9 protein-coding genes are annotated in these 11,109 nt (G+C 72.8%); 7 read left to right on the top strand and 2 right to left on the bottom strand.

The window, feature by feature from the left end; genetic code table 11:
• Nucleotides 1-42: 42 nt before the first annotated feature.
• Nucleotides 43-738, bottom strand: a complete 696-nt coding sequence (locus tag JOD66_RS27980; protein WP_205126168.1) for a maleylpyruvate isomerase family mycothiol-dependent enzyme — start codon at nt 736-738, stop codon at nt 43-45.
• A gap of 147 nt (nt 739-885) precedes the next feature.
• On the opposite strand from JOD66_RS27980, the gene uvrA reads away from it, so the two are divergent.
• From uvrA to JOD66_RS27965, 3 genes are read left to right on the top strand one after another with little or no spacing between them, the layout of a single operon-like run.
• Nucleotides 886-3,876, top strand: coding sequence for an excinuclease ABC subunit UvrA (gene uvrA / locus JOD66_RS27975; RefSeq protein WP_205126167.1), 2,991 nt, complete (start codon nt 886-888; stop codon nt 3,874-3,876).
• Between the two features lie 34 nt (nt 3,877-3,910).
• The gene (locus JOD66_RS27970; protein WP_205126166.1) at nt 3,911-4,405 is read left to right on the top strand and encodes a Rieske (2Fe-2S) protein; all 495 of its coding nucleotides are present in this window, start codon (nt 3,911-3,913) and stop codon (nt 4,403-4,405) included.
• Nucleotides 4,402-4,821, top strand: coding sequence for a Rieske (2Fe-2S) protein (locus tag JOD66_RS27965; protein WP_205126165.1), 420 nt, complete (start codon nt 4,402-4,404; stop codon nt 4,819-4,821). Before JOD66_RS27970 ends, JOD66_RS27965 begins: the two co-directional genes overlap by 4 nt.
• A 29-nt stretch (nt 4,822-4,850) precedes the next feature.
• On the opposite strand, the gene JOD66_RS27960 is transcribed toward JOD66_RS27965, so the two are convergent.
• The gene (locus tag JOD66_RS27960) at nt 4,851-6,143 is read right to left on the bottom strand and encodes a tetratricopeptide repeat protein (RefSeq protein ID WP_205126164.1); all 1,293 of its coding nucleotides are present in this window, start codon (nt 6,141-6,143) and stop codon (nt 4,851-4,853) included.
• A 67-nt stretch (nt 6,144-6,210) separates the two neighbouring features.
• Between JOD66_RS27960 and uvrC the strand changes: the two genes are divergently transcribed.
• The 4 genes from uvrC to whiA are packed head-to-tail and all read left to right on the top strand — an operon-like array spanning nt 6,211 to nt 11,035.
• Entirely contained in the window at nt 6,211-8,181 is a 1,971-nt protein-coding gene (uvrC, locus tag JOD66_RS27955; protein ID WP_205126163.1) for an excinuclease ABC subunit UvrC, read from the top strand.
• Nucleotides 8,174-9,040, top strand: a complete 867-nt coding sequence (rapZ, locus tag JOD66_RS27950; protein WP_205126162.1) for an RNase adapter RapZ — start codon at nt 8,174-8,176, stop codon at nt 9,038-9,040. The genes uvrC and rapZ overlap by 8 nt, the downstream gene beginning before the upstream one ends.
• Nucleotides 9,037-10,026: a gluconeogenesis factor YvcK family protein gene (locus JOD66_RS27945; RefSeq protein WP_307823774.1), complete on the top strand. Its 990-nt coding sequence runs from the start codon at nt 9,037-9,039 to the stop codon at nt 10,024-10,026. Before rapZ ends, JOD66_RS27945 begins: the two co-directional genes overlap by 4 nt.
• A 22-nt stretch (nt 10,027-10,048) precedes the next feature.
• Nucleotides 10,049-11,035, top strand: coding sequence for a DNA-binding protein WhiA (gene whiA, locus JOD66_RS27940; protein WP_203045115.1), 987 nt, complete (start codon nt 10,049-10,051; stop codon nt 11,033-11,035).
• Nucleotides 11,036-11,109: the final 74 nt, after the last annotated feature.

Here is an 11,109-nt window from a genome sequence, read left to right as displayed (position 1 = left end):
GGACGTCGGCGGGCCCGCCGACGGTGACCTCTCCGGTGTAGCTCATCGTCCCTCCAGGCTCGGCAGCGTTCCGGTCGTGCTCGAGACTACTGGCGCCGCGGTCCGGCCGGTCGCCCACCAGGCCAGGGCGCCGAGGGGCCCGCTGACGGTGGGGGCGTCGGCGCCGGGGGAGCCGAACGCCCAGCGGGCGGGCTCGTCGGTCGCGACCACGTGGAAGCCCGGGCCGTCGTACCGCTCGGCCTCGTCGCGCAGGAAGGACAGGGCGGTCGTGGGCGGCCAGTCGGAGGCGGTGTAGCCGGCGCCGAGGTCGGCGTGGTGGATCTCGACCTCCCGCAGGCGCAGGTGCGGTACGGCGTCCGCGGGCATCGGCTGCCCGCCCGGGGTGCGCTCGAAGGTGCTGCCCGGGGCCAGTCCGGCGGCCACGTCGAGCACCTCGGCCAGCCGGGCGCTGCCGGCGACCAGGCGGGCCAGGATCTCCTGGGGCGTCGCGGTGGCGAGCACGGCGATGTCGCCGTCGCGCGCCTCGTCGGAGGAGTACATGGTCACGGGCGTGCCGTCGCGGTACCCACGGAGCACGCCGGCGAGGCCCTCCGCGTTGAGGGCGAGGTGGGCGAGCACGTGGCCGCGGGTCCAGCCGGCACACAGCGACGGAGCCGACCACGCGGCGGCGGGCAGGGCCCGGGCGGTGGCGAGGAGCCGTCCGGTGGCGGCGTCGAGGGCGGCGGCGGGAGTGGTCACGGCCACATCATGCCTGCTCGGCGAGCGTGGACAGGGGTTGTGTCGGCGGTGGGTGAGAGGCTGTTCCCTGTGCGCGGCGGCTTGCCTGCCGACGTACGATGGCGAACACTTGTTCGAAGACGACGACACTCTCACGAGGGACCGGTAGTGACCGATCAGCTGATCATCCGCGGGGCACGCGAGCACAACCTCAAGGACGTCTCGATCGACCTTCCCCGCGACTCGCTCATCGTGTTCACGGGCCTGTCCGGCTCGGGCAAGTCGAGCCTCGCCTTCGACACGATCTTCGCCGAGGGCCAGCGGCGCTACGTCGAGTCGCTGTCCGCGTACGCGCGCCAGTTCCTCGGCCAGATGGACAAGCCCGACGTCGACTTCATCGAGGGCCTCTCGCCGGCGGTGTCGATCGACCAGAAGTCGACGAGCAAGAACCCACGCTCCACGGTCGGCACGATCACCGAGGTCTACGACTACCTCCGCCTGCTCTACGCCCGCGCCGGCCGCGCGCACTGCCCGACCTGTGGCGCCCCGATCGAGCGGCAGACCCCCCAGCAGATCGTGGACCGGATGCTCGCCCTCGACGAGGGCACCCGCTTCCAGGTGCTGGCCCCGGTGGTCCGCGGCCGCAAGGGCGAGTTCGTCGAGCTCTTCCGCCAGCTCCAGACCCAGGGCTTCTCCAGGGCCCGGGTCGACGGCGAGACCCACAACCTCGACAGCCCGCCGACCCTCGACAAGAAGTACAAGCACACCATCGAGGTGGTCGTCGACCGGCTCGCGGTCAAGGAGTCCGCCAAGCGCCGGCTCACCGACTCGGTCGAGACCGCGCTCGGGCTGGCCGGTGGCCTGGTCGTGTTCGACCTGGTCGACAGCGGCCAGGAGCTGAAGTTCTCCGAGAAGATGGCGTGCCCCAACGAGCACCCGATCGAGACCGACGACCTCGAGCCGCGCTCGTTCTCGTTCAACTCTCCGTTCGGCGCCTGCCCGGCATGCGCCGGTCTCGGCACCCGGATGGAGGTCGACCCCGAGCTGGTCGTCCCCGACCCGACCGCCACCCTGGCCGAGGGTGCGCTCCAGCCGTGGAGCCACGCCCACGTCGCCGACTACTTCGGCCGGCTGCTCATCGCCCTCGGCGAGGAGCTCGGCTTCGACGTCGACACCCCGTGGGAGCAGCTCCCGCCCAAGGCGCGCAAGGCGATCCTCGAGGGCCACGCCACCAAGGTCCACGTCGTCACCCGCAACCGCTATGGCCGCGAGCGGTCCTACTACGCCGACTTCGAGGGCGTGCGCACCTACGTCGAGCGCCGGCACCGCGAGGCCGAGAGCGACACCAGCCGGGAGCGTTTCGAGGGCTTCATGCGCGAGGTGCCGTGCCCGGTGTGCGCCGGCAGCCGGCTCAAGCCGGTGTCCATGTCGGTCACGCTCGGCGCCCGCGACCAGGGCGGCAAGAACATCGCCGAGGTCTGCGCGCTGCCGATCAACGAGGCGGCCGCCTACCTGCGCGACCTGGACCTGTCCGCCCGCGAGCGCCAGATCGGCGAGCGGGTGCTCAAGGAGATCCAGGAGCGGCTCAACTTCCTCCTCGACGTCGGCCTCGACTACCTCTCCCTCGACCGGCCCTCCGGCTCGCTGTCGGGCGGCGAGGCGCAGCGGATCCGGCTCGCGACCCAGATCGGCGCCGGACTGGTCGGGGTGCTCTACGTCCTCGACGAGCCGTCCATCGGCCTCCACCAGCGCGACAACCAGAAGCTGATCGAGACCCTGGTCCGGCTCAAGGACCTCGGCAACACCCTGATCGTCGTCGAGCACGACGAGGACACCATCCGGGTGGCCGACTGGATCGTCGACATCGGGCCCGGCGCCGGCGAGCACGGCGGCCAGGTGGTCCACTCCGGCACGGTCAAGGACCTGCTCGAGCACCCCGACTCGATGACCGGGCAGTACCTCTCCGGCCGTCGCGAGATCCCGGTGCCCGCCGTCCGCCGCCCCCGCACCAAGGGCCGCGAGCTCAAGGTGATCGGCGCCCGGGAGCACAACCTGAAGAACGTCGACGTCGCCTTCCCCCTCGGCGTGTTCACCGCCGTCACCGGTGTCTCCGGGTCCGGCAAGTCGACCCTGGTCAACGACATCCTCTACACCTCGCTGGCCAAGCAGATCTACAACGCCCGCGCCATCCCGGGGCGGCACCAGAAGATCACCGGCCTCGAGCACGTCGACAAGGTGATCCACGTCGACCAGTCGCCGATCGGGCGCACCCCACGGTCCAACCCGGCGACCTACACCGGAGTGTTCGACCACGTCCGCAAGCTGTTCGCGCAGACCCCCGAGGCCAAGATGCGCGGCTACCAGCAGGGCCGGTTCTCGTTCAACGTCAAGGGCGGGCGCTGCGAGGCGTGCGCCGGCGACGGCACGATCAAGATCGAGATGAACTTCCTGCCCGACGTCTACGTCCCGTGCGAGGTGTGCCACGGAGCTCGCTACAACCGCGAGACACTCGAGGTCCACTACAAGGGCAAGACCATCGCCGAGGTCCTCGATATGCCGATCGAGGAGGCCCAGGAGTTCTTCGCGGCCGTGCCCGCGATCGCGCGCCACATGAAGACGCTGACCGAGGTCGGCCTGGGCTACGTCCGACTCGGCCAGCCGGCGACCACGCTCTCGGGGGGCGAGGCCCAGCGCGTCAAGCTGGCCGCCGAGCTGCAGAAGCGGTCCACGGGCCGCACGGTCTACGTCCTCGACGAGCCGACCACCGGCCTGCACTTCGAAGACATCCGCAAGCTGCTCGGGGTGCTGTCCGGCCTGGTCGACAAGGGCAACACCGTCCTGGTGATCGAGCACAACCTCGACGTCATCAAGACCGCCGACTGGCTGATCGACATGGGCCCCGAGGGGGGCTCGCGGGGCGGCACCGTCGTCGCCGAGGGAACGCCGGAGGACATCGCCGCCACCCCCGGCAGCCACACCGGCACCTTCCTCCAGCCGCTGCTCGACGGCCGGGCCGCCCGCCAGCCGGCCGCGCCCAAGCGAGCTCCCGCGGCGGCGAAGGCGCCCACCAAGAAGACCGCCGCCAAGAAGGCCCCCGCCAAGAAGGCCGCGCCGAAGAAGGCGGCGGCCCGTAAGGGGGCGGCCAAGGCGTCCTCATAGGTCGCTCTCAGGGGCGGCCCGTAGCCTGGCGCGCATGACTTCCACGGTGAGCAGGAGGCGCGCCCTCTCGGGGGCCGCGACGCTCGGGATCGGCGTTCCGCTGCTGGCGGCCTGCGGTGACGACTCGACCGCCGCGAGCGACCCGGTGACCGACGCCCCGACGTCCGCCCCGACGTCTGCCCAGACCCCCGACGCCGCGACCACGGCTCCGTCGACCAGCTCCACCAGCGCGCCCACCGCGGCCGGTGGCTTGGTGGCGGCGGCCGACGTACCCGTCGGCGGGGGCGTGGTGCTCAAGTCCGACGAGCTCGTGGTGACCCAGCCGGTGGCGGGGGAGTTCAAGGCCTTCTCGGCGCTCTGCACCCATCAGGGCTGCCTGGTCGGCTCGGTGTCCGACGGCGCGATCCACTGCCCGTGCCACAACAGCACGTTCTCCGCCACGGACGGCTCGGTGGAGTCCGGCCCGGCGTCGGTCGCGCTGCCCGAGGTCACGGTCACCGTCGTCGACGGTCAGGTGCAGCGCGGATGAGCCTCGGCGAGGTCCGGGCCAGCCGGCGGATCGTCTTCTCCGGGCTCGGCGCGCTCGGCGTGGCGACCGCGCTGGCGGGCTGCGCCGGCGGCGACGACGGCGGCTCGTCCAGCGCCAAGGTCGCGAGCGGCACCGAGCTCGCGTCGACCTCGGAGGTGCCCGTCGGCGGTGGCGTCATCCTGACCGACCAGAAGATCGTGATCACCCAGCCGAGCGCCGGGACGTACGCCGCGTTCACCGCCGTGTGCACCCACCAGGGGCTGCTGGTGACCTCGGTCGAGAACGACACCATCCTGTGCGCCAACCACGGCTCGTCGTACTCCGCGAGCACCGGCGAGGTCGAGGGCGGTCCCGCCCCGTCGGCGCTGGCGAAGGTCGAGATCGACGTCCAGGGCGACAAGATCCTCGCCGCCTGAGCGGGCCCGGCCCCAGCGCCCGGAGCGGCTCAGCCGGCCAGGATCGGGATGCCGGCGCCGGCGCGCCAGATCCGGTCCCGCGGCGACTCGCGGCGGTCGAGCCGGGCGTCGAGGACCTGGCGCGCGTCGTCGTACCGTCCGGCCCGGAGCAGGGCGGCGATCCGGGCCTCCTCGATGATCTCGCGCTGGGCGTCGGAGCCGCCGAGCCGCCAGGTCGACGAGGCGAGGGCGGCGAGCCGGTCGGCGGCGGCCGAGCAGCGGCCGGCGGCGAGCAGCTCGAGTGCGGTCGCGAGCGGCGCGACGACCTCGCGGTGGGTCGGGTTGGGGTGGCCGGCGCACCAGGTGGCGAGTCGGCGCAGGCCGGGCCGGTCGTCGGTCGCGAGCAGGGCGACCGCGGCGTGGAGGCCGAGGAAGGCGGTGCCCGGGCGCTCGAGGACGTCGCGCCCGGTGACCGCGACCACCTCCGCGACCGGCGGGACGTCGACCGCGTCCGGGGTGATCGCCCACCGGAACAGCAGCGACCCGGTGTCGACGAGCGCCCGGCAGCCGACGGCCTGGCGGGGGTGGAGCTGGCTCTCGTAGCGGGCGCGCACCGCCGCGAGGTCGCCGATGGACAGCTCGTGGAGGGCGGCGTGCCAGGAGAAGTGGGTGAGGCTGTCGGTCGCGGCGCCGTCGCCGGTGATCCAGCCGTCCATCCAGCGCAGGCCTGCGGCGTGGTCGCCGGTCTCGTAGTGGGCGTGCGCCCGGGCGTGGGCGGCGTGCCCGCCGGACGGCTCGGCGGCCAGCGAGCGACAGGACAGCTCCATCGCCTCGTCGAAGCGGCGCTGCTCCTGGCGCACGAACGCCATCAGCCCGGTGATCCACGGGTCGTCGCCGTACGCCGGGGCCGCGTCCTCGACGATCCGCCAGGCCTGCTCGGGGACGTCGGTGACGCCCGCGAAGGCGATGGTCGGCATCGCGACGGAGAGCAGCAGCGCGTCGCGCGGGTACGCCGCCAGGTGGGCCACGAGGGGAGCGGAGTCGCCGACGAGGTGCCGCTCGACCGCGTGCACGTGGCTGCGCTCGCGCTCGGTGGCCCGGCCGGCGTGCAGCCGCGCGTCTGCGAGCCGGGCGGCGATGTCGACCTCGACGCACATCTCGTGGCCGAGCAGGGCGAGCGCGGCGTGCCCGAGCGCGAACGTCGGGTCGAGGGCGATGGCGGTGGCGATCCGGCTCGCGGCGCCGGTGCGCAGCCGCAGCAGGTCGCGGATGCCGTCGACGTAGGCGTCGGCGGCCAGGGGACCGGTGGTGAGCTCGTACCCGTAGGCATCCCGACAGCGCATAACTCTAGTAAAGCACGCGACCAACTCGAATAAGGGAGTGTCGGCACCGCTAACTAGGGTTGAGGACGTGACACCCGCTCTGTCGTACCGGCCCAAGCCCGGCTCGATCCCCACCCAGCCGGGCGTCTACCGGTTCCGCGACCGCACCGGACGCGTCGTCTACGTCGGCAAGGCCAAGAACCTGCGGGCCCGGCTGTCGTCGTACTTCCAGGACATCGGCAACCTGCACCCCCGCACCGCCACCATGGTCACCACGGCGACCTCGGTCGAGTGGACCGTGGTCGGCACCGAGGTCGAGGCGCTCCAGCTGGAGTACTCCTGGATCAAGGAGTACGACCCGCGCTTCAACGTGAAGTACCGCGACGACAAGTCCTACCCGTGGCTCGCGGTCACCGTGTCCGAGGACTTCCCGCGGGTGATGGTCGGCCGGGGCGCCAAGCGCAAGGGCACCCGGTACTTCGGCCCCTACAGCCACGCCTGGGCGATCCGCGAGACCGTCGACATCCTGCTGCGGGTCTTCCCGATGCGCTCGTGCAGCAATGGCGTGTTCAAGCGATCCAGCCAGATCGGGCGGCCGTGCCTGCTGGGCTACATCGACAAGTGCTCAGCCCCCTGCGTCGGCAACATCTCGCCCGAGGACCACCGCGCGATCGTCGACGACTTCTGCGAGTTCATGGCCGGCCGCACCCGCCCGTTCATGAGGCGGATCGAGCAGGAGATGTACGCCGCCTCCGACGCGCTGGACTTCGAGAAGGCGGCGCGCCTGCGCGACGACCTGGGCGCGATGAACAAGGCGCTGGAGAAGCAGGCCGTGGTCTTCGGCGACGGCTCCGACGCCGACGTGATCGCGCTCGCCGAGGACCCGCTCGAGGTCGCGGTCCAGGTGTTCTACGTGCGCGGCGGGCGGATCCGCGGTCAGCGGGGCTGGGTGGCCGACCGCACCGACGACGGCGACACCGCGGCGCTGGTCGAGGACTTCCTGCTCCAGCTGTACGCCGGCGTGGCGCCCGAGGACGTCCGCGACGCCGTCCCGCGAGAGATCCTGGTGCCGGCGCTGCCGGCCGAGCACGCCACCTTCGAGCAGCTGCTCTCCGACCTGCGCGGCGCCAAGGTGGAGATCCGGGTCCCGCAGCGCGGCGACAAGCGGACCCTCCAGGAGACCGTGGCGCGCAACGCCACCGAGTCCCTGGCGCTGCACAAGACCAAGCGGGCCAGTGACCTGACCACCCGCAACCGCGCGCTCGCCGAGATCGCGGAGGCGCTCGAGCTCGACGAGGCGCCGCTGCGGATCGAGTGCTATGACGTCTCCCACATCCAGGGCACCGAGATCGTCGCGTCCATGGTGGTGTTCGAGGACGGCCTGGCCCGCAAGGGCGAGTACCGCCGGTTCGTGATCAAGGACCAGGACGGCTCCGACGACGTCAAGGCCATGCACGAGGTCATCACCCGCCGGTTCCGGCGGCTGCTCGACGAGCAGGCTCGCTCGGAGCTGCGGCCCGGGGATCCCGATGCGGGGACCGGCCCGATGCTGGTCGACCCCGACACCGGCCGGCCGCGCAAGTTCGCCTACGCGCCGGGCCTGGTGGTCGTCGACGGCGGCGCCCCGCAGGTCGCGGCGGCGCAGCGCGCGCTCGACGAGCTCGGCATCGACGACATCCCGATCTGTGGTCTCGCCAAGCGGCTCGAGGAGGTGTGGGTGCCCGGCGAGGAGGACCCGGTGATCCTGCCGCGCACCTCCGAGGGGCTCTACCTGCTGCAGCGGGTGCGCGACGAGGCGCACCGGTTCGCGATCACCCACCACCGCAACCGGCGCTCCAAGTCGATGGTCGAGAGCCTGCTCGACGACGTGCCCGGTCTGGGCGAGGTGCGGCGCAAGACCCTGCTGCGCCACTTCGGCTCGCTGCGCAAGCTGCGGGCCGCCACCGTCGAGGAGATCGCGGCCGTGCCCGGTGTCGGGCCGCGGACGGCGAGCGCGATCAAGGAGGCCCTCGAACCGGCGACGGCGCCCGCGACCGGTCACAATGACGCCCATGGATGAGACGCACGGGCAGCTCGTGGTCGTGACCGGGATGACCGGTGCCGGCCGCAGCACCGCGGCCAAGGAGCTGGAGGACCTCGGCTTCTTCGTCGTCGACAACCTCCCGCCCAGCCTGCTCCCGGAGGTGGTCCGGCTGGTCGACGAGAGCCACGGTCCGGCCCAGCCGGTGGCGGTCGTCGTCGACGTCCGGTCCGGGTCCTTCTTCCAGGGCCTGCGCAGTGCGCTCGCCCACGGCGTCGCGGGCCGCACCACCACCCTGGTGTTCCTCGACGCGACCGACGAGGTGCTGGTCCGGCGCCAGGAGGCGGCGCGCCGGCCGCACCCCCTCCAGCAGGGCGGCCGGCTGCTCGACGGCCTGCAGCGCGAGCGCGTCGTGCTCGCCGACCTGCGCTCCGAGGCCGACCTGGTCATCGACACCAGCAGCCTCAACGTGCACCAGCTCACCGACCGGATCGCGGAGTCCTTCGGCACGCCCGAGACCACCCGGCTGCGGGTCTCGGTGATCAGCTTCGGCTTCAAGTACGGCATCCCCGTCGACGCCGACCACGTCGCCGACATGCGCTTCCTGCCCAATCCCCACTGGGTGCCCGAGCTGCGCCCCCGCACCGGCCAGGACGCCGAGGTGTCGGCCTACGTGTTGGGGCGCCCGGGCGCCGCGGAGTTCGCCGACCGCTACGTCGCGCTGCTGTCCGGCGTCGCCGAGGGCTACCTGCGTGAGGGCAAGAGGTTCATGCGGGTCGCCATCGGCTGCACCGGCGGCAAGCACCGCAGCGTGGCGATGACCGAGGAGATCGCTCGCCGGATGGGGGAGCAGGGCTACGTCGCCCGCGCGATCCACCGGGATCTGGGGCGCGAGTGAGCTCGGACCTCCTCGGGACCGACCAGCGGGCGCAGGCCGTGGTGGCGCTCGGCGGTGGCCACGGCCTGCACGCCTCGCTGAGCGCGCTGCGCCAGCTGCTCGACGACCTCACCGTCGACGAGCTGACCGCGGTGGTCACCGTGGCCGACAACGGCGGCTCGTCGGGCCGCCTGCGTGGCGAGTTCGGCGTACTGCCGCCCGGTGACCTGCGGATGGCGCTCGCCGCGCTCTGCGGCGACGACGAGTGGGGCGCCACCTGGGCGCAGGTGCTGCAGCACCGGTTCGCGGGCGACGGCGAGATGCGCGGCCACGTGGTCGGCAACCTACTGATCGTGGGCCTGTGGGAGCTGCTCGGCGACCACGTCGACGCCCTCGACTGGGTCGGCCGGCTGCTCGGCGCCAAGGGCCGGGTGCTGCCGATGGCGATGACGCCGATGGACATCACCGCGCGGGTCCGCGGCCTGGTGCCCGGCGAGCCCGACGTGCTGACCACGGTGCGCGGCCAGGTCGAGGTCGCGACGACCGACGGGGTGATCGCGGAGATCGCGCTGGAGCCGGCGGACCCGGAGGTCAGCCCCGCGGTGGTCGATGCGATCGCCGCCGCCGACTGGGTGGTCCTCGGGCCGGGCTCGTGGTTCAGCAGCGTGCTCCCGCACCTGCTCGTCCCGCGGCTGCGCGAGGCGCTGGTCGCGACGCCGGCTCGGGTGGTCGTCGTGCTCAACCTCGAGGAGCAGGCCGGTGAGACCGGTGGCTTCGGGCCGGCCGACCACCTCGCCGTCCTGGTCGAGCACGCACCCGACCTGGCGATCGACGTCGTCCTGGCCGACCGTACGTCGGTCGCCGACGGCCTCGGCGAGCTCGAGGAGGTCGTGGCCGCGATCGGCGCGCGGCTGGTCGTCGACGACGTGGCCGCCGGCGACGGGAGCGTGCGGCACGACCCGGCCAAGCTGGCCGCGGCGTACGCCCGCGTCTTCGAGGGTTGTTGACCCTCGCCTTAGGATCGCCCCTATGGCGATGACGGCACAGGTCAAGGCGGAGCTTGCCAACATCCCGGTGACGAAGGTCTGCTGCCGCAAGGCCGAGGTCGCCTCGATGCTGCGCTTCGCCGGTGGGCTCCACATCGTCGGCGGCCGGATCGTCGTCGAGGCCGAGCTCGACACCGGCGCCGCCGCGCGCCGGCTGCGCAAGGACATCTCCGAGATCTACGGCCAGGGCTCCGAGGTCGTCATGGTGCAGGGCAACGGCCTGCGCAAGGGCAGCCGCTACATCGTCCGGGTGGTCAAGGACGGCGAGGCGCTGGCCCGCCAGACCGGCCTGCTCGACCAGCGCGGCCGACCGGTGCGCGGCCTGCCACCGGCCGTCGTGTCCGGTGGTGCGTGCGACGCCGTCGCCGCCTGGCGCGGCGCCTTCCTCGCCCACGGCTCGCTCACCGAGCCGGGCCGCTCCTCCTCGCTCGAGGTGACCTGCCCCGGCTCCGAGGCCGCCCTGGCCCTGGTCGGTGTCGCCCGCCGGCTCGGCATCCAGGCCAAGGCCCGCGAGGTCCGGGGCGTCGACCGGGTCGTGATCCGCGACGGCGACGCGATCGGTCAGCTGCTCGCCCGGCTCGGCGCCCACGAGACGCTGATGGCGTGGGAGGAGCGCCGGATGCGGCGCGAGGTCCGGGCCACCGCCAACCGGCTCGCCAACTTCGACGACGCCAACCTGCGCCGCTCGGCCCGCGCCGCCGTCACCGCGGGCGCCCGGGTGCACCGGGCGATGGAGATCCTCGGCGACGAGGTGCCCGACCACCTGCGGATGGCGGGCGAGCTGCGCCTGGAGCACAAGCAGGCATCGCTCGAGGAGCTCGGACAGCTCCACGACCCGGTGCTCACCAAGGACGCCATCGCCGGCCGGATCCGGCGGCTGCTGGCGATGGCCGACAAGCGGGCCGAGGAGCTCGGCGTACCCGACACGGAGGCGTCGCTGACGCCCGAGATGCTCGCCGGCGACGCCTGAGCCGACCCCTGACGCGGCTCCCGCCTCCGGGATAGGGTCGGAGGACCGAGAAGGTCCCGCTCTCCCAGGAGGTT

The organism is Nocardioides nitrophenolicus (assembly GCF_016907515.1).
GTDB classification, from domain to species: Bacteria; Actinomycetota; Actinomycetes; order Propionibacteriales; family Nocardioidaceae; genus Nocardioides; species Nocardioides nitrophenolicus.
The sequence above is the reverse complement of the archived record's forward strand: the minus strand, read 5'-3'. Positions and strand labels throughout refer to the sequence as shown.

Excerpts from the sequence above, each read along its gene's own strand:
- rapZ (WP_205126162.1), top strand. The coding sequence starts at position 8,174 with ATGGATGAGACGCACGGGCAGCTCGTGGTCGTGACCGGGATGACCGGT.
- whiA (WP_203045115.1), top strand. The coding sequence starts at position 10,049 with ATGGCGATGACGGCACAGGTCAAGGCGGAGCTTGCCAACATCCCGGTG.
- JOD66_RS27970 (WP_205126166.1), top strand. The coding sequence starts at position 3,911 with ATGACTTCCACGGTGAGCAGGAGGCGCGCCCTCTCGGGGGCCGCGACG.
- JOD66_RS27960 (WP_205126164.1), bottom strand. The coding sequence starts at position 6,143 with ATGCGCTGTCGGGATGCCTACGGGTACGAGCTCACCACCGGTCCCCTG.
- JOD66_RS27965 (WP_205126165.1), top strand. The coding sequence starts at position 4,402 with ATGAGCCTCGGCGAGGTCCGGGCCAGCCGGCGGATCGTCTTCTCCGGG.